This is a genomic window from Streptomyces lasiicapitis, from assembly GCF_014646335.1.
In the GTDB taxonomy this organism is placed as follows: domain Bacteria; phylum Actinomycetota; class Actinomycetes; order Streptomycetales; family Streptomycetaceae; genus Streptomyces; species Streptomyces lasiicapitis.
Window position 1 is genome coordinate 162,271 of the sequence record NZ_BMNG01000004.1, and the last position, 16,817, is coordinate 179,087.

General features: G+C 70.7%; 15 protein-coding genes. 11 read left to right on the forward strand and 4 right to left on the reverse strand.

The window, feature by feature from the left end; translation table 11 throughout:
• The first annotated feature begins 27 nt into the window (after positions 1-27).
• Complete coding sequence (locus tag IEY91_RS09315) at positions 28-486, forward strand: MarR family winged helix-turn-helix transcriptional regulator (RefSeq protein WP_164326723.1); 459 nt, start codon at positions 28-30, stop codon at positions 484-486.
• Between the two features lie 38 nt (positions 487-524).
• Here the strand turns inward: IEY91_RS09315 and IEY91_RS09320 are convergent, their stop codons facing one another.
• Positions 525-1,259 (reverse strand): MgtC/SapB family protein, encoded by a 735-nt coding sequence (locus IEY91_RS09320; RefSeq protein WP_189173589.1) that lies wholly within the window; start codon positions 1,257-1,259, stop codon positions 525-527.
• A 498-nt stretch (positions 1,260-1,757) separates the two neighbouring features.
• Here IEY91_RS09320 and IEY91_RS09325 point away from each other — a divergent pair, with 498 nt between their 5' ends.
• The 4 genes from IEY91_RS09325 (at position 1,758) to IEY91_RS09340 (ending at position 7,312) form a co-directional block, all read left to right on the forward strand.
• Positions 1,758-3,512 carry an ABC transporter permease gene (locus IEY91_RS09325; RefSeq protein WP_189173590.1) on the forward strand — a complete coding sequence of 585 codons (1,755 nt, stop codon included), beginning with the start codon at positions 1,758-1,760 and terminating at the stop codon, positions 3,510-3,512.
• Positions 3,513-3,685: 173 nt separating this feature from the next.
• Entirely contained in the window at positions 3,686-5,143 is a 1,458-nt protein-coding gene (locus tag IEY91_RS09330; protein WP_189173591.1) for an ABC transporter ATP-binding protein, read from the forward strand.
• Between the two features lie 67 nt (positions 5,144-5,210).
• Positions 5,211-6,299: a hypothetical protein gene (locus IEY91_RS09335; protein ID WP_189173592.1), complete on the forward strand. Its 1,089-nt coding sequence runs from the start codon at positions 5,211-5,213 to the stop codon at positions 6,297-6,299.
• A 212-nt stretch (positions 6,300-6,511) separates the two neighbouring features.
• Positions 6,512-7,312: a hypothetical protein gene (locus IEY91_RS09340; protein ID WP_164326727.1), complete on the forward strand. Its 801-nt coding sequence runs from the start codon at positions 6,512-6,514 to the stop codon at positions 7,310-7,312.
• 50 nt (positions 7,313-7,362) lie between these two features.
• Here the strand turns inward: IEY91_RS09340 and IEY91_RS09345 are convergent, their stop codons facing one another.
• Positions 7,363-7,785 carry an ArsR/SmtB family transcription factor gene (locus tag IEY91_RS09345; RefSeq protein WP_189173594.1) on the reverse strand — a complete coding sequence of 141 codons (423 nt, stop codon included), beginning with the start codon at positions 7,783-7,785 and terminating at the stop codon, positions 7,363-7,365.
• A 130-nt stretch (positions 7,786-7,915) separates the two neighbouring features.
• The gene (locus IEY91_RS09350; RefSeq protein ID WP_164326729.1) at positions 7,916-8,617 is read right to left on the reverse strand and encodes an NAD(P)-dependent oxidoreductase; all 702 of its coding nucleotides are present in this window, start codon (positions 8,615-8,617) and stop codon (positions 7,916-7,918) included.
• 108 nt (positions 8,618-8,725) lie between these two features.
• Between IEY91_RS09350 and IEY91_RS09355 the strand changes: the two genes are divergently transcribed.
• On the forward strand, positions 8,726-9,454 hold the full coding sequence (locus tag IEY91_RS09355; RefSeq protein WP_229696818.1) for a TetR/AcrR family transcriptional regulator: 729 nt from the start codon (positions 8,726-8,728) through the stop codon (positions 9,452-9,454).
• Here the strand turns inward: IEY91_RS09355 and IEY91_RS09360 are convergent.
• The gene (locus IEY91_RS09360; protein ID WP_189173596.1) at positions 9,451-10,485 is read right to left on the reverse strand and encodes a LacI family DNA-binding transcriptional regulator; all 1,035 of its coding nucleotides are present in this window, start codon (positions 10,483-10,485) and stop codon (positions 9,451-9,453) included. The two genes, IEY91_RS09355 and IEY91_RS09360, sit on opposite strands and share 4 nt — an antisense overlap.
• 281 nt (positions 10,486-10,766) lie before the next feature.
• Between IEY91_RS09360 and IEY91_RS09365 the strand changes: the two genes are divergently transcribed.
• From IEY91_RS09365 to IEY91_RS09385, 5 genes are read left to right on the forward strand one after another with little or no spacing between them, the layout of a single operon-like run.
• A complete protein-coding gene (locus IEY91_RS09365; RefSeq protein ID WP_164326732.1) occupies positions 10,767-12,044 on the forward strand; it encodes an extracellular solute-binding protein in 1,278 nt (425 codons plus the stop codon).
• A 2-nt stretch (positions 12,045-12,046) separates the two neighbouring features.
• Entirely contained in the window at positions 12,047-13,066 is a 1,020-nt protein-coding gene (locus IEY91_RS09370) for a carbohydrate ABC transporter permease (RefSeq protein WP_189173597.1), read from the forward strand.
• Positions 13,067-13,071: 5 nt separating this feature from the next.
• Positions 13,072-13,962, forward strand: coding sequence for a sugar ABC transporter permease (locus IEY91_RS09375; RefSeq protein ID WP_189173849.1), 891 nt, complete (start codon positions 13,072-13,074; stop codon positions 13,960-13,962).
• A 46-nt stretch (positions 13,963-14,008) separates the two neighbouring features.
• Positions 14,009-15,673, forward strand: coding sequence for a glycoside hydrolase family 13 protein (locus tag IEY91_RS09380; RefSeq protein WP_189173598.1), 1,665 nt, complete (start codon positions 14,009-14,011; stop codon positions 15,671-15,673).
• Positions 15,661-16,725 (forward strand): LacI family DNA-binding transcriptional regulator, encoded by a 1,065-nt coding sequence (locus IEY91_RS09385; RefSeq protein ID WP_373287912.1) that lies wholly within the window; start codon positions 15,661-15,663, stop codon positions 16,723-16,725. Before IEY91_RS09380 ends, IEY91_RS09385 begins: the two co-directional genes overlap by 13 nt.
• Positions 16,726-16,817: the final 92 nt, after the last annotated feature.

Consider the following 16,817-nt stretch of genomic DNA (forward strand, 5'->3'; position numbering starts at 1 on the left):
TTTGAACAACAGGCGTACGCTGCTCCCATGGGCGACACGAAGTGGCTGAACGACGACGAGATGGCCCTCTGGCAGGCCTTCCTCACGGCAGGGGCGCTGCTCGACCGGCGTATCGAGGAGCAGCTCAAGGCCGAGTCGGGGCTCTCGCACGTCCAGTACGAGGTGCTGGTGCGGCTGTCCGCCGCCGCGGACGGCGAGCTGCGCATGAGCGAACTCGCCGCCGACGTGCTCACCACCAAGAGCGGGCTGACGTACCAGATCACGCAGATGGAGAAGGCGGGCCTGGTGCGCCGCCGCTCCTGCGCCGACGACGTGCGCGGCGTCTACGCCGTCCTCACCGACAAGGGCCGGGCGCGCCTGGAGGGGGCCGCGCCCGGCCACCTCCGGGTCGTCCGCGCCAACCTGATCGACGTGCTCAGCGACAGCCAGGTCCGGGTCATGAAGGAAGGCCTCGAGGAGGTCGTGCGGGAGCTCGGCGGGGCCTGATTCCCGGCGTGCCTCGCACTCGGACCGGCGCTTCGTGCTCAGACCAGCGCTTCGCGCTCGGCGCGGGCCTGGTCGTCCTGGTCGGTGAGGTGCCAGTGCAGATCGCGGACGCCGGGCTCCAGGGAGAGGCGCGTCACGAGCTGCTCCATGTCGGCGCCGGGGGCGCCGTCGATGACGACCGCGGCCTCCAGCGCGGTGGTGCCCTCGTCCTCGCCGCGCCGGATGCGCAGCCCCGCGAGGCGCGGATCGGTGCTGCTGAGCAGTTGGATGAGCAGCGCGCGGATGTGGGCCTCGTCGCGGCGGTCGCAGGTGACGTGGAAGGTGACCTGCGTGGTGGTGTCGGCGTTGCCCTGCGGGGCCCGGTCGATCAGGCGGCTGGTGGGCCGCAGGGTGAGGTGCACGGCGACGACGGTGGCGGCGCCGAGCAGCGCGAGCGTCAGCCGCCCGGAGGCCGCGAGGACGCCCGCCGCCGCCGAACACCACAGCGTGGCCGCCGTGTTGAGCCCGCGGATCGACGCGCCCTCGCGCATGATGACGCCGCCGCCGAGGAATCCGACGCCGGAGACGACGTACGAGGCGACCCGGGTCGGGCTCGTCGGGTCGTGCATCGCCTCGCTGTAGAGGACGAACAGCGTGGCCCCGGCCGCCACCAGGGCATTGGTGCGCAGGCCCGCCATGCGGGCGCGCCACTGCCGCTCGACGCCGATGAGGGCGCCGCAGCCGACGCCGGTGGCCAGACGCAGGGCGAAATCGAACGTGGTCAGGGACTGCATGGCGGCACCTCCTGGGGTGGGCCGTGGGGTGGGGGAGCGCTCGGTGCGGCGCGTCATCGATACTTGCATGTCTACGCAAGTAAGCGCAAAGGTCGGTGCCGGGGATCCCGTTGCCCGCCGTCCTTATTTGCGTATCCACGCAAAGAAGCGCACACTTCCGGAGGCAGGCCCCGGCATCGCAGCCGGAGGCAGGACCCCGGCATGCCCGGAACCCGGAAAGGAGGCAGCCATGGGTGCGGAACCCCCCAGTAGCGACCGCTGCCTCCCCGGCAGCGCCTGATCCGCCGCTCCCCGCCGTACAGCCACAGCGCAGCACGGCACAGCACGGGACCGGCGCGACGCGGCCCGCGCGTGACACCGCGCGTCCCCGGCCGCCTCTTCCCTCAGCCAGTTCACGTGCGCACACCTGACACTTCGTGACCCCGCCTGCCGGACCGCGTTCCCTGCGGTCGCGGCACGGGCAGCGCTGTGCCCAGAGTGTGCTCGGAGGTTCCTGTGATGTCGTTCAAGGCCGGCGGCGCCCCGCCGCGCGCCCCGCTCTCCTCCCGGTTCGCCGGCCGACTGTCCCGGATGTCCTGGGTCGACGTGGTCGTCGCCGCGGCCGTCCTGGTCCTGCTCTACCTCGTCCTGCAGGTCGGCCAGGGCACCACCGTCCGCTTCTCCACCGACCAGTCGGTCAAGGTGGACACCGATCCCTCGCGGCTGCCGTACGACGCGGCGCGCTCGCTCCTGCGGATGTTCGTCGCGCTCGCCGCGTCGATCGTCTTCACGTTCGCGTACGCCTACGCCGCGGCGAAGAGCCGTCGCCTTGAGCGCATCCTCATCCCGGCCCTGGACATCCTCCAGTCCGTGCCGGTGCTCGGCTTCCTCACGGTCGCCGTGACCGGGTTCATCGCCCTGTTCCCCGGCTCGATGCTCGGCCTCGAATGCGCGTCGATCTTCGCGATCTTCACCTCGCAGGCCTGGAACATGACGTTCGGCTTCTACCACTCGCTGACCTCGCTGCCGCGCGAACTCGACGAGCTGTCACGGTCGTTCCGCTTCACCAAGTGGATGCGGTTCTGGAAGGTCGAGGTCCCCGCCGGGATGATCGGCCTGGTCTGGAACGGCATGATGAGCTTCGGCGGCGGCTGGTTCTTCCTCGTCGCGTCCGAGGCGATCAGCGTCAACAACAAGGACTACGCGCTGCCCGGCGTCGGCTCCTACGCCGGAGCCGCCGTCACCGACGGCGACCTCGGCAAGGTCGGCTGGGCGATCCTCACCATGGCCGTCATGGTCATCGGCGTGAACTTCCTGTTCTGGCGCCCGCTGACGGCCTGGGCTGAGAAGTTCAAGAACGAGCAGTCCGAGGCCAGCGAGATCCAGCGCTCCGTCGTCCTGAACTTCCTGCGCCGCTCCAACTGGCCGCGCCTGCTCGGTACGGTGCTGCGTCCCGTGGGCCGCGTGCTCGGCCGCGCCGCCCGCGTGTTCGGCACCGACGACCGGCCGCTCACGGTCGACCCGGGGCGCAGGCGCACCGGCGACATCACCTTCGGGATCGTCGCGGGCGGCCTCATCCTGTGGGGCCTGGTCGACCTCGGCTTCTACCTCAACGACCGCACCGGCCTAGGGGTGTTCGGCGAGCCGCTGCTGCTCGGCCTGGTGACCTTCGTCCGCGTGATCGTGCTCGTCGCCGTCGCCACGGCCATCTGGGTGCCCATCGGCGTACGCATCGGCTTCTCGCCGCGTCTGACCCGTGTCGCGCAGCCGATCGTGCAGGTCCTCGCGAGCTTCCCGGCGAACTTCCTCTTCCCGATCGCCGTCTGGTTCTTCCTCAAGACCGGGCTCTCGATCAACGTGGGCGGCATCCTGCTGATGGCGCTCGGCGCCCAGTGGTACATCCTCTTCAACACCATCGCCGGTGCCATGTCGATCCCGACGGACCTGCGCGAGGCCATGGACGACCTGGGCGTACGCGGCCGGCAGCGCTGGAAGCGGCTGATCCTGCCCGGGATCTTCCCTTCGTACGTCACCGGCGGCATCACCGCGTCCGGCGGCGCCTGGAACGCCTCCATCGTCTCCGAGGTCGTCACCTTCGGCGGCACCACGCTGACCGCGACCGGCCTCGGCGCGTACATCGCGGAGGCCACGTCCGACGGCGACTTCGCGCGGCTGATCGCGGGGGTCGCGGTGATGAGCCTGTACGTGGTGGGGCTCAACCGGCTGCTGTGGCGGCGGCTCTACCGCCTTGCGGACAGCAGGTACGCGCTGTGACCCGCGTGACCCGCGTGACCCGCGTGACCCGCGTGACCCGCGTGACCCGCGTGATCCGTTGCCGGGCCTGCGATCGGCCCGAAGCCCGGGCCCACGACCGGGCCGAAGCCCAGGTTCAGGACCGGGCCCACCCTCAGACTTCCCTCTCCCTCCGGCGAACTGGAGCCCCTCTCATGGCACTCAAGGCCCTCCGCAAGCTGCGCACCCTCGGCGCCCCCGCCACTCCCACCGGCCCGGCCGCCGCTGTGCCACGTGCCGCGGACGGTGACGTCCTGCTCGAAACCGTGGGTCTCACCAAGTCGTACGCGGGCGCCGACGGCGAACTGCCCGTCCTCGCCGGGATCGACCTGAAGATCCGCGCCGGGGAGATCGTCGCGCTGCTCGGCAAGTCGGGCTCCGGCAAGTCCACGCTGCTGCGCTGCATGGCCGGTCTCATCCCGGCGAGCTCCGGCACCGTCAGCTACCGCGGTGAGCCGCTGACCGGCGCCAATCCCGGCACGGCCATGGTGTTCCAGACCTTCGCGCTGCTGCCCTGGCTGACCGTGCAGCAGAACGTCGAACTCGGCCTGGAGGCACGGGGCGTGCCCGCCGAGGAGCGGGCCCGCGCCGCCGTGCAGGCCATCGACCTGATCGGCCTCGACGGCTTCGAGTCCGCGTACCCCAAGGAGCTGTCGGGCGGGATGCGGCAGCGTGTCGGGTTCGCGCGGGCCCTCGTCGTCGAGCCGGACGTGCTGATGATGGACGAGCCGTTCTCCGCGCTCGACGTCCTGACCGCCGAGAATCTGCGCGGCGAGCTGATGGAGCTGTGGGAGTCCGGTCAATTCCCCACGCGTGCCGTCGTGTTGGTGACCCACAACATCGAGGAGGCCGTCCTGATGGCCGACCGCATCGTCGTCCTCGGCTCCCGCCCCTACGGCACCATCCGCGAGACGGTGGAGGTCGGCCTCGACCGCCCGCGGGACCGTGACGCGCCCGCGTTCCAGGAACTCATCGACCGCGTGTACCGCATCATGACGGGCCGCGCGAAGGAGACGCGGCTCTCCGGGGCTGGTGCTGGTGCGGGGGCTGGGGCCGGGGCGCCCCTCCGTGCCGAAACCGTCGAATCCGCCGAATCCGCCGACCAGGACAAGCGCACGGTCGCGGGCACCCCGCTGCCCGCCGCCACCGTCGACGGCCTCTCCGGCCTCGCGGAGATGGTCGCGCACCGCGGCGGCCGCTGCGACCTGGCCGACCTCGCCGACGAACTCGGCCTGGACGTCGACGACATGCTCCCGCAGGTCGACGCGCTCGACCTGCTCGGCTTCGCCCGGGTGAGCGGCGACGACCTGGTCCTCACGGAGGCGGGCACCGCGTTCGCCGAAGCCGACGTACAGACGTCCAAGCCCCTCTTCGCCCACGCCGCGACCGAGGTGCCGCTGGTGAAGCTGATCACCAACAGCCTGCTGCAGCGCCCGGAAGCCGCCGTCCGCGCCGGATTCTTCCGGGACCTGCTCGCCCACCACTTCACGAGCGAACAGGTGGAGCGGCAGTTGGAGACTGCTACGGACTGGGGTCGCTACGCGGAGCTTTACGCGTACGACGCGGATCGGCAGGAGTACCGGTTGGACGAAGGAGCGTCTTTCCGTACTTGATCTCTCCACGTGGATAAAATCGGTCCCGCATTGCCGGTGTGCCGTGCTGTGGGGGTGGGGGCGGAAGATGAAGGTGTTTCTCGGCGGCTTATTGGGGCGGGCGAATTCGCGCAGGTGGAAACCGCTGACGGCCATGGGCGCGATCGCCCTCTCGGGAGTCCTGGTGACCGCAGGGTGCGGATCGCCCGACGATTCCAGGGGTGGTGGCACCCCCGATGGGCCGGCGAACACCGTCGGTGTGCCTGATGCGTCCGGTACGGGTCGCAGTGGTCCCGCCGGCGACCGCTCCAGCGAGGGCGGGTCCACCGGCGGGGGTTCCGCCAACGGGGGATCGTCCGGCTCCGGGGGCTCCAGGAGCCCGGGCAAGGATGGCGCGACCTGGGACGGCAGCGGTGACGGCGGCTCCACGTGGAAGCCAGGCCGGACCGACGGTGGGCGCGGCGACGACGGCTCCGGAGGCGATGACGACGGGTCCACCGAGCCGGCCCCCGACAAGGAGTTCTCCTGGCCTCCGTTCGGGCCCAATTCCCCGCAGTGGAACGGGATCAACAAGGATTACGTCTACGACTTGGTGCAGGCCAGAAAGTGCGATGAGGCCAGGTACAAGTACAACTCGGCGGGACCGGGAAGGTGGCAGGAGAATCCCGCTCCGTGGAAGGTCCTCGAGGGGCTGATCGCCGCCTGCCATGCCGTCGGCGGGCGGGACGCCGAGTGGCAAAGCGTGATCGACGCGTACTCCGCCGTCAGGAATGTGCCGTCGGGAGACTGCAAGTACCGGGCGGGCCGCCGAACGCTGCAGGCGCTGGCCGAATTCCGGGCCGCGCACCCGAACGGCAGGGTTCGAATTCGCCCTGCGTCGAACGGCGTTCAGGCCTGCCCGCCGGGCGTCACCAGGGTGTCCACCACGCAGGCGGCCCCCGGAACCCAGGTGTCGGTGACCGGGACCTGGCCCAGCGCGGTGACGATCCAACTGAGAAACCGGAAAGTCGACGGCGAAGTCAACGAAGGCAACCCGGACGCCGGTTGCTGCCACAACGCCACCGTGAACTTCCGCGTGCCCCGGGACATGCCCGCGGGTCCGGCACCGATCACCTTGAAAGCCGGGACCGTCACCTTGGACGCGGGCACCATCCAGATCGCCGCTCCACGACCATGACCACGCCGGACGACGGATCCTGGTTCAGATCACTGACAGCCCGCCTCCGGGGCACGCGCCCCCCTGCTCCCGCGGGGACCGACCCACCGCCTCCACCGCCTCCACCGCCTCCTCCGCCGCCCCCGGCGCCCGCACCAGCACCCGTACCTGCACCCGCCCCCGACGACCCCACCCGCCCCAGCTGGATGGAACTCCTGGGCACCGTAGGCTCCTTGGTGTCCCTGCTCGCAGCCGTCCTCTTCTACTTCGGCTGGGCCAGCACCGACGCCGAGACCCGTGCCCTCGGCCTGCGCGACAGCATCTTCCGCCTGTCCACCAGCGAGTACCTGCTGCGCAGTGTCGAAGCCCTCTTCCTGCCCGCCCTGCTGCTCGTCGGCGCCCTGCTCGCCGCCATCGGGCTCCAGCGCTGGGTCGTGACCTCTCCCGGCCGGACGCGTACCGCCGTACGTCGCATGCGCTGGGGATGGCTGCTGCCCGCCGCCCTCGCGCCCTTCTACCGCCTGCATCCGGCCCTCTTCGAGCTGGTCGTCCCCCTCGTCGCCATCCCCGGACTCCTGGCGACCGCGTACGCCCTCACCCGGACCCCACCGGAAACCGCACCCGACACCGCCCAACGCCGGGCGCACCTCCAGATCTGGGCGCTGTCCCTCGTCCTGTGCCTGCTCTCCCTCTTCTGGGCGGTCTCCTCGTACGCGGGCATCGTCGGCCGAGGCCGCGCCGAGGAAGCCGCGCGAGCGGTGAACACGGCCGCCTTCCCCAGCGTCGTGGTCTTCAGCGCGAAGGACCTCATGATCCGCGGCGACGGGTCCTGCTACCAGCATGTTGCGGGCAAGGGCAGCGCGTACGCGTACCGCTACACGGGCCTGAGGCTGTTCTACGTATCCGGCGACCGCGTGTACCTCGTGGCCCGGAAGTGGCGCCCCACCAGGGGGACGCTGTGGGTGGTGCGGGAGAACGACTCCGTGCGCGTCGAGTACGTCAGCGGGCCCCGGGGGCGTGAACCGGAGTGCTAGGGCGGGTCGTTGGGGGACCCACCGGACAGTCGCCGGTGCCCGGACAGTCCCTAGTGCTCGGTTGCCGGGCGGCGGCGGCCCGCCCGGACCGGTCGCCGGCGCGCGGGCGCGGTCTGCTCCTGCGCGGCCGTGGTGGGATCCGGTGACGCGTCGGCCACCGCCGTGACGGCGCCGTCGGCGGGGCGTGCCACCAGCGCCGCCTCGTCCAGGAGCCCTCGTACATCCGCCGCGCGGTAGTAGATCCGGGTGCCCTCACGGCGCGAGACGACGAGCCCGGCGGCCCGCAGCTTCGCCAGATGCTGGGAGGTCGCGGCCACATGCGCGCCGAGCAGCTCGGCGAGCGCGCTGACGGGCAGCTCCTGGCGGCTGAGCGCCCACAGCAGCCGGTACCGCGAGGGGTCGGCCACTGCCTTCAGCACCGCCACCGCACGGTCCGCCGCCTCCGCGTCCCACGACTGTCCTTGCGCGTCCATGCAAATAGGGTAACGGGCGCCGGAGGCGGGCAGGCGCCGGAGCCGGGCAGGCGCCGGAGGCGGGCGGGGCCCGGTCCTGTGGGCCACTTCCGGCAACCCGCTCCGGTGCCCCGCCTCCGGCGCAACCCCCTCAGTACCCGACCGTGAACCGCCGCTGCACGAACCGCGGCAGCTCCGCCTCGTCGACGAGGGCGACCGCCGCGTCCTCGGCCGAGATGCGGCTGCGCCCCTCGGCGTCGAGGACCGGCTGGTCGCCGCCGACGCGGAAACGCCCCGTGCGCTCGCCGGGCGCGATGTCCTCCGCCGGGCTGAAGTAGGTCCACAGCCGCTCGGAGAGGCGCAGGACGTTCAGCGCCTCGCGGTGCCCGCGCACAGCGACGGCGTACTCCCGCGGCAGGCCGAGCCCGTCGAGGCTCGCGTGCACCACCTCGTCGGAGTCGGCGTGCGCGACGCCGGGCGCGATCTCCAGGCTGCCCGCCCCGCCGATCACGATGAGCCGAGTGCGCGGGTGGCTCTCCAGGGCCTTGAGCAGGGCTCGCGCGGCCGTGGCGTACACGGTCGGGTCGGCGATCGAGCGGCGCAGGGTGTCGGCCATGTCCTGGGCGGCGTTGCCCGGCTGATAGCCACTGATCAGTACGTCCATGCCGGGCAGCGCGTCCGCGACGCCCGCGGCGTCGAACACGTCGACGTTCCGCCAGGTGATGTTCTGCCGGTCCTCCGTGACACGGGAGGCGTCCCGGGTGAAGGCCGTGACCGTGTGCCCCCGCCCGAGCGCCTCGCTGACGACACGGCTGCCGATGGTGCCCGTGGCCCCGATGACTCCGATGTGCATGACTCTCCCCTTGTCCACGCCACAGAGCGTTCTGTGTGGCGTGCCGAAACTATACGGTGTGAAGTTTTGATACGGCAATCACTATCGGAGCGCTGTAAAGTTCCAGGCGTGGGAAGCACTGCGGGAAACAAGGGGACCAGAGGCCGCCGTGAGCGGTTGCGCGCCGAGACGACGGCGGAGATCAAGGAGGTCGCCCTTGCCCTGATGGCGTCGGGCGGGCCCGATGCCATCACGCTGCGCGCCATCGCCCGCGAGATGGGCATGACGGCCAACGCCATCTACGGCTACTTCGCCACCAGGGACGACCTGGTCAGCACGCTCATCGACGACGTGTACACCGCGCTGGCCGACGCGGTCGACGCCGCGTGGCAGGCCTCGTCCGGCAAGGACGCCGCCACCCGCGTCCACGCCTGGGCCGACGCCTTCCGCGACTGGGCCCTTGCCCACCCCGAGGGCTTCCGCCTGATCTACGGCGACCCCGTCCCGGGCTACCAGGCCCCGCCGGGAGGACCCGCCCCCGACGCCGCCCGCCGGGTCTGCACCGGCCTGGCCGGCCTCGCCGCCGAAGCCTGGCCGTGGGCCGAACCCCTCTACGCGGACAGTGACTTCACCTGGTCGGACTTCGACCCGGCCCTCCTGGACAAGCTCCGCCCCGCGTTCCCCGGCCTGCCCCCGGCCGCCGTGGCCCTGGCCCTGCGCATCTGGGGCCGACTGCACGGCCTGGTCTCACTGGAGATCTACGGCCACCTGCGCGGCCAGACGCCCAGCCCCGACAAACTCTTCCACGAGGAACTGGCCCAGCTCGTCCGGGCGTTGGGGCTGAGCCCGCGGGCCTAACGGTCGGTGCGGGGCCCTCGGCCCGAAGCCGTGGACCCCCGCACCACCAGCTCCGGCAGGAACACGAACTCGCTGTGGGGGGCGGGGGTGCCGCCGATTTCTTCCAGGAGGGTGCGGACCGTGGCCTGGCCCATGGACTGGACGGGCTGTCGGATGGTGGTCAGGGGTGGGTCGGTGAAGGCGATGAGGGGGGAGTCGTCGAAGCCGACGACGGAGATGTCGCGGGGTACGTCGAGGCCCAGTTCGCGGGCGGCGCGGACGGCGCCGAGGGCCATCATGTCGCTGGCGCAGACGATGCCGGTGCAGCCCTTGGCGATGAGTGCCGTGGCGGCGGCCTGGCCGCCCTCCAGGGTGTAGAGGGAGTGCTGGATCAGGTCGTCGGCCTGGGTGGGGGAGAGGTCGAAGCGCTCTCGCAGGCCCAGTCGGAAGCCCTCGATCTTGCGGACCACCGGGACGAAGCGGCGGGGGCCGACCGCGAGGCCGATGCGGGTGTGGCCCAGTGAGGCGAGGTGGCGCACGGCGAGCTGGGTGGCGGCCCGGTCGTCCGTGGAGACGAAAGGCGCGTCGATCTTGGGGGAGAAGCCGTTGACCAGGACGTACGGGACGCCCTTGGCGCGCAGCGCCTCGTAGCGGTCCATGTCCGCGGTGGTGTCGGCGTGCAGCCCGGACACGAAGATGATCCCGGCCACGCCGCGGTCCACCAGCATCTCGGTCAGCTCGTCCTCGGTGGAGCCGCCGGGGGTCTGGGTGGCGAGGACCGGGGTGTAGCCCTGGCGGGTCAGGGCCTGGCCGATGACCTGGGCAAGGGCGGGGAAGATCGGGTTGTCCAGCTCGGGCGTGATCAGGCCGACCAGGCCCGCGCTGCCGCTTCTGCGCAGCCGGACGGGCCGTTCGTAGCCGAGCACGTCGAGCGCGGCGAGGACGGCTTCGCGGGTGGCCGTGGCCACTCCGGGCTTGCCGTTGAGCACCCGGCTGACAGTGGCTTCGCTGACCCCCGCCTGGGCTGCGATGTCGACGAGCCGCGCGGTCATGGACGGGACTGTACAGGGAGAGCGGATCCCTGCCCACTCGCGGTTGCGCAAGGCTTGCAGGGGCCCTCCGCCCTGGCCAGGCCCGGCCGGGCGGAAACCTCCAGGACACGCGGCGGTAACGATCCAGCGCTCTTGCAGAAATTTCTCGCAAGGTCTTTCGGGACGTTTTCAAGCCTGTTACGTTCCTGCCAACCCGGCGCCGCCTCGAGTGCGGCCTGCAGGAGGCACCTCCTCGTCTCTCCTCATTCCGGGCCATTCCGGGACCAGTTGAAGGAGTTCACATGCGGCGTGGCATAACGGCCACCGCACTGGTCGCAGCCCTGGCGATGACAGCGGCAGCGTGCGGCGGCGACGACGGTGACAGCGGGAAGAAGAGCGGAGGCAAGCTCTCCGGGACCGTCACCTTCTGGGACACCTCGAACGACGCCGAGAAGGGCACGTACGAGAAGCTGGCCAAGGGCTTCGAGAAGCTCCACCCGGGCGTCAAGGTCGACTACGTCAACGTGCCGTTCGGCGAGGCCAACGCCAAGTTCAAGAACGCCGCGGGCGGCAACTCCGGCGCCCCCGACGTGATGCGCACCGAGGTGGCCTGGGTCGCCGACTTCGCCAACCTCGGCTACCTCGCGCCCCTGGAGAACACGCCCGCGCTCGACAAGCCGGACGACTTCCTCGCGCAGGCCGCCGCGAGCACCAAGTTCAAGGGCAAGACGTACGCGGCGCCGCAGACCATCGACACCCTCGCGCTCTTCTACAACAAGAAGATGCTCAAGGACGCGGGCGTCGAGGTCCCCAAGACCTTCGAGGACGTGAAGTCCGCCGCCAAGAAGATCAAGTCGAAGTCCGGCAAGACCGGCCTCTACCTGCGCGGCGACGACCCGTACTTCTACCTCCCGTACCTCTACGGAGAGGGCGGTGACCTCCTCGACACCAAGAAGAAGGAGATCACCGTCGACGACGCCGAGGGCGGCAAGGCCTTCGAGGTCATGAAGGACCTGGTCGACTCCAAGGCCGCCGTCACCGACGCCAGCGACGGCTACAACAACCAGCTCAACGCCTTCAAGGACGGCGACGTCGCGATGGCGCTCGACGGCCCCTGGTCCATCGAGGGCGCCCTGCAGGGCAAGCAGTTCAAGGGCTCCGCGGGCAAGGCCAACCTCGGTGTCGCGCCCGTCCCGGGCGGCAGCGCGCGCCAGGCCTCGCCGCAGGGCGGCTGGAACCTCGCCGCGTACGCGGGCTCCAAGAACCTCGACGCCTCCTACGAGTTCATCAAGTACATGAGCTCCGCGAAGGTGCAGCAGCAGACCACCGAGAAGCTGAGCCTGCTGCCCACCCGCACCTCCGTCTACGAGGTGCCGTCGGTCAAGAACAACCAGATGGTGCAGTTCTTCAAGCCGGCCGTCGACAAGTCGGTGCAGCGCCCCTGGATCCCCGAGGCCAACTCCCTCTTCGAGCCGATCCGGCTGCAGATGGGCAAGGTGCTGAACGGCGGCACGTCGCCCGATGACGGAGCCAAGAACATCGGCGACGCCTACGGCAAGCTCCTGAAGGACTACAAGTAGGCATGGCGGTCGACAGCGGCCACTCCGTGGTCAAGGCCGTGGACGCCGAGCGCGTCCACGGCCGCGGCCGGCGGACCGGCAAGCCCTCCGAAAACCCTGGCCGCCTGCGCAGGGCGCTCACCACCTACTGGTACGCCTGGGCCATGGTCGCCCCCGTGGTGGTCGTCATCGGCGTGATCATCGGCTATCCGCTGCTGCGCGGCGTATATCTGTCGACGACGGACGCCAACGAGGCGAACGTCGAGCGCACCATCGGCGTCAACCACATCCCGGCGACATACGAGTCGGTCGGCCTGGACAACTACAAGGCCATCCTCGACGACGGCGTCTTCTGGGACCGGCTCTCCTGGACCGTCATATGGACGGTGTCCTGCGTCGCCCTGTCGTTCGTGCTCGGCCTCGCCCTCGCGAACATGCTCAACCGCAAGCTGAAGGGCCGCTCCTTCTACCGGATGGCCCTCATCCTGCCCTGGGCGGTGCCCGCCTTCGTCTCGGTCTTCACGTGGCGGCTGCTCTTCAACGAGAAGAGCGGCGTCCTCAACAAGATCCTCGCGGGCGGCGGCATCGACGCGGTGCCGTGGCTCAACGACCCCACCTGGGCGAAGATCTCGGTCATCACCGTCAACGTCTGGCTCGGCGTGCCCTTCATGCTCGTCGCCATGCTCGGCGGCCTGCAGTCCATCCCCGGCGAGCTGTACGAGGCCGCGGAGATGGACGGCGCGAATGCCTGGCAGCGCTTCCGGCACATCACACTGCCCGGCCTGCGCTCGGTGAGCAGCACCGTCGTCCTGATCAGCGCCATCTGGACCTTCAACATGTTCCCGGTGATCTTCCTGCTCACCCGGGGCGGTCCGGGGGACGCGACCGAGATCCTGGTGACGTACGCCTACCGGCTCTCGTTCGTCGTCAGCCCGCGCGACTTCGCCGGGTCCGCGGCCTGGGGCGTGCTCATCCTGCTGCTCCTCACGCTCTTCGCGGTGGTCTACCGCCGCGCGCTCCGCAAGCAAGGAGAGGTGTGGTGACCACCATGAAGACCACCTCGGCCACACCCGGGACCCCGCGCGAGAACAAGGCGAAGGCCAGGGTCAGGCCGCGCGGCGAGCGCGGCCCGCTGGCCTCCGTCGCCCTGCACGTCACCCTGCTGATCGCCAGCGCCATCGCGGTACTGCCGCCGCTGTGGCTGCTCGTCACCTCGTTCAAGCCCAAGAGCGAGGCGTTCTCCACGGCGATCGTGAAGGACTTCACCTTCGGCAACTACGACCACGTCCTGAACGACACCGAGTTCCTGAGCTGGGTGGGCAACTCCCTGTTCGTGGTCGGCCTGACCACCGTCATCGGCGTCTTCATCTCGGCGACGACCGGGTACGCCGTCAGCCGGTTCAAGTTCCCCGGCATGCGGCCCCTGATGTGGCTCCTGCTCATCACGCAGATGTTCCCCGTGGCCGTGCTCATCGTGCCGCTGTACAACCTGCTCGCGAGCATGGGGTTGCTGAACCAGCCCATGGGCCTGGTCCTCACGTATCTGACCATCGCCGTGCCGTTCTCCGCGTGGATGATGAAGGGCTACTTCGACACCATCCCGGTGGAGATCGACGAGGCGGGCCGGGTGGACGGCCTCAATCCGTTCGGCACCTTCTGGCGGCTCATCATGCCGCTCGCCAAGCCCGGCCTCGCCGTGACCGGCTTCTACAGCTTCATCACCGGCTGGGCCGAGGTCGCCTACGCCTCCGCGTTCATGACCGGCGAGGAGAACCTCACCCTCGCGGGCGGCCTGCAGACCTTCGTCAACCAGTACACCAGCGACTGGGGTTCGCTGACGGCCGCCGCCGTGATCGTCGCGGTGCCCGCAGCGGTGATCTTCGGATTCGTGCAGCGGCACCTGGTCTCCGGGCTGACGGCCGGCGCGACGAAGTCCTGAAGCTCCCCCATCGAACCGCCCACAGACTCGACCTTCCAGGGAACACATGACCCAGCATCTCGCTGCCCCTGCCGCCCCCGACTCCCGTACGCGTACGGACTGGTGGCGCGACGCGGTGATCTACCAGGTCTATCCGCGCAGCTTCGCCGACGGCAACGGCGACGGCATGGGCGACCTGAAGGGCATCCGGGCCCGCCTGCCGCACCTCGAGGACCTCGGCGTCGACGCCGTCTGGCTCTCCCCGTTCTACGCCTCGCCGCAGGCCGACGCGGGCTACGACGTCGCCGACTACCGCGCCATCGACCCGATGTTCGGCACCCTGCACGACGCCGACGCGGTCATCCGCGACGCGCACGCGCTCGGCCTGCGCATCATCGTGGACCTGGTGCCCAACCACTCCTCCGACCGGCACGACTGGTTCCAGCGCGCCCTGAAGGAGGGCCCCGGCTCGCCCCTGCGCGAGCGCTACCACTTCCGCCCCGGCAAGGGCCCCGACGGCGAACTGCCGCCCAACGACTGGGAGTCCATCTTCGGCGGCCCCGCCTGGACCCGCACCACGGACCCGGACGGCACCCCCGGCGAGTGGTACCTTCACCTGTTCGCACCCGAGCAGCCCGACTTCAACTGGGAACACCCCGCCGTACGCGACGAGTTCCGCTCCATCCTGCGCTTCTGGCTCGACATGGGCGTCGACGGCTTCCGCGTGGACGTCGCCCACGGCCTGGTCAAGGCCGAGGGCCTGCCCGACATCGGCCACCACGACCAGCTGAAGCTGCTCGGCAACGACACCATGCCGTTCTTCGACCAGGACGGCGTGCACGAGATCTACCGCAGCTGGCGGCACGTCCTCGCCGAGTACGCGGGCGAGCGCGTGCTTGTCGCCGAGGCCTGGACACCCACCGTCGAGCGCACCGCGCACTACGTACGCCCCGACGAAATGCACCAGGCCTTCAACTTCCAGTACCTGGGCACCCATTGGGGCGCCGCCGAACTGCGCGAGGTCATCGACGGCTCACTGGCCGCCATGCGTCCCGTCGGCGCGCCCGCCACCTGGGTGCTCTCCAACCACGACGTGACCCGGCACGCCACGCGGTTCGCCAACCCGGCGGGCCTCGGCACCCAGTTGCGCACCCCGGGCGACCGCGCGCTCGGTCTGCGCCGGGCCCGCGCCGCCACCCTCCTGATGCTGGCGCTGCCCGGCTCCGCGTACCTCTACCAGGGCGAGGAGCTCGGCCTGCCCGACGTCACCGACCTGCCCGACGAGGTCCGCCAGGACCCGTCGTTCCACCGGGCGCAGGGCCAGGACGGGTTCCGCGACGGCTGCCGGGTGCCGATCCCGTGGACCGTCGAGGGACCGTCGTACGGCTTCGGCGCCGGCGGGAGCTGGCTGCCGCAGCCGGACGGCTGGGGCGAGCTGAGCGTGGAGGCGCAGACCGGCGACCCTCACTCGACCCTGGAGCTCTACCGCAAGGCCTTGCAGACGCGCCGCAACCAGCCGGGGCTCGGTGCGGGCGACGCGCTGGAGTGGGCCGACGCGCCCGAAGGCGTACTGGCCTTCCGCCGCGAGGGCTTCGCGTGCACCGCCAACACCACGGGCGAGACCGTGCGGCTCACCGCCCCGGGCGAGCTGCTGCTCGCGAGCGGACCCGTGGACCTGAGCGCCGACGGCGTGGATCTGCCGGCCGACACCACCGCCTGGTGGGCGGTGTGACGACCTCGCCGCTGCGGGACGCCGACCGGGGCGCCCCGCGGCTCGCGGACATCGCCGCCCAGGCCGAGGTCAGCGAGGCCACGGCCAGCCGCGTCCTGAACGGCAAGGCGGGCGTCGCCGCCGCGACCCGGCGCCGCGTCCTCGCCGCGCTCGACGTGCTCGGCTACGAACGGCCGCTGCGCCTGAAACGCCGCAGCGCGGGCCTGGTCGGCCTGGTGATCCCCGAGCTGACCAACCCGATCTTCCCGGCGTTCGCTCAGGTCGTCGAGCAGGTGCTCGCCGGGCACGGCTACACGCCGATGCTGTGTACGCAGATGCCGGGCGGCGCCACAGAGGACGAGCTGGTGGAGCAACTGGAGGAGCGCGGCGTCAGCGGCATCGTGTTCCTGTCAGGGCTGCACGCCGACGCCACCGCCGACCCCGCGCGCTATCTCGCGCTCGCGGGCCGGGGCGTGCCGTTCGTCCTCATCAACGGCTACAACGCGGACATCCCGGTGTCCTTCGTGTCGCCCGACGACCGCGCGGCCGTGCGGATGGCGGTGCGGCACCTCGTGGACCTCGGGCACGAACGGATCGGTCTCGCCATCGGTCCGACGCGCTACGTCCCCTCGCGCCGCAAGGCCGAGGGGTTCACCGCGGCGCTGCACGAGTACGTCGGCCTGACGGAGGGGGAGGCCGAACAGCTCGTGCAGCGCACGCTGTTCACCGTCGAGGGCGGGCACGCGGCGGCGAGCGCGCTGCTCGACCGCGGCTGCACGGCCGTGGTGTGCGGCAGCGACATGATGGCGCTCGGCGCCGTGCGGGCCGCCCGCGAGCGGGGTCTGGCCGTGCCCGGTGACGTCTCGGTGGTGGGCTTCGACGACTCGCCGCTCATCGCGTTCACGGACCCGCCGCTGACCACGGTGCGCCAGCCCGTGCAGGCGATGGCCTCGGCGGCGGTCGGCGCCCTTCTCGAGGAGATCAACGGAAACCCCGTGCAGCGCACGGAGTTCGTCTTCCAGCCGGAGCTGGTCGTACGAGGTTCGACGGCCCAGGTGCGTCCCAAGGGTTGACCGTGATGGTTGACGGTCGTACGGTCACGGGCGAAAACACTGCCGCAATCTTGCTGCAACAACCTTCAAGGGCCTGCCGGGTACGGCACGTT

Excerpts from the sequence above, each read along its gene's own strand:
- IEY91_RS09345 (WP_189173594.1), bottom strand. The coding sequence starts at position 7,785 with ATGGACGCGCAAGGACAGTCGTGGGACGCGGAGGCGGCGGACCGTGCG.
- IEY91_RS09315 (WP_164326723.1), top strand. The coding sequence starts at position 28 with ATGGGCGACACGAAGTGGCTGAACGACGACGAGATGGCCCTCTGGCAG.
- IEY91_RS09360 (WP_189173596.1), bottom strand. The coding sequence starts at position 10,485 with ATGACCGCGCGGCTCGTCGACATCGCAGCCCAGGCGGGGGTCAGCGAA.
- IEY91_RS09325 (WP_189173590.1), top strand. The coding sequence starts at position 1,758 with ATGTCGTTCAAGGCCGGCGGCGCCCCGCCGCGCGCCCCGCTCTCCTCC.
- IEY91_RS09350 (WP_164326729.1), bottom strand. The coding sequence starts at position 8,617 with ATGCACATCGGAGTCATCGGGGCCACGGGCACCATCGGCAGCCGTGTC.
- IEY91_RS09320 (WP_189173589.1), bottom strand. The coding sequence starts at position 1,259 with ATGCAGTCCCTGACCACGTTCGATTTCGCCCTGCGTCTGGCCACCGGC.
- IEY91_RS09370 (WP_189173597.1), top strand. The coding sequence starts at position 12,047 with ATGGCGGTCGACAGCGGCCACTCCGTGGTCAAGGCCGTGGACGCCGAG.
- IEY91_RS09375 (WP_189173849.1), top strand. The coding sequence starts at position 13,072 with ATGAAGACCACCTCGGCCACACCCGGGACCCCGCGCGAGAACAAGGCG.
- IEY91_RS09335 (WP_189173592.1), top strand. The coding sequence starts at position 5,211 with ATGAAGGTGTTTCTCGGCGGCTTATTGGGGCGGGCGAATTCGCGCAGG.
- IEY91_RS09380 (WP_189173598.1), top strand. The coding sequence starts at position 14,009 with ATGACCCAGCATCTCGCTGCCCCTGCCGCCCCCGACTCCCGTACGCGT.
- IEY91_RS09365 (WP_164326732.1), top strand. The coding sequence starts at position 10,767 with ATGCGGCGTGGCATAACGGCCACCGCACTGGTCGCAGCCCTGGCGATG.
- IEY91_RS09330 (WP_189173591.1), top strand. The coding sequence starts at position 3,686 with ATGGCACTCAAGGCCCTCCGCAAGCTGCGCACCCTCGGCGCCCCCGCC.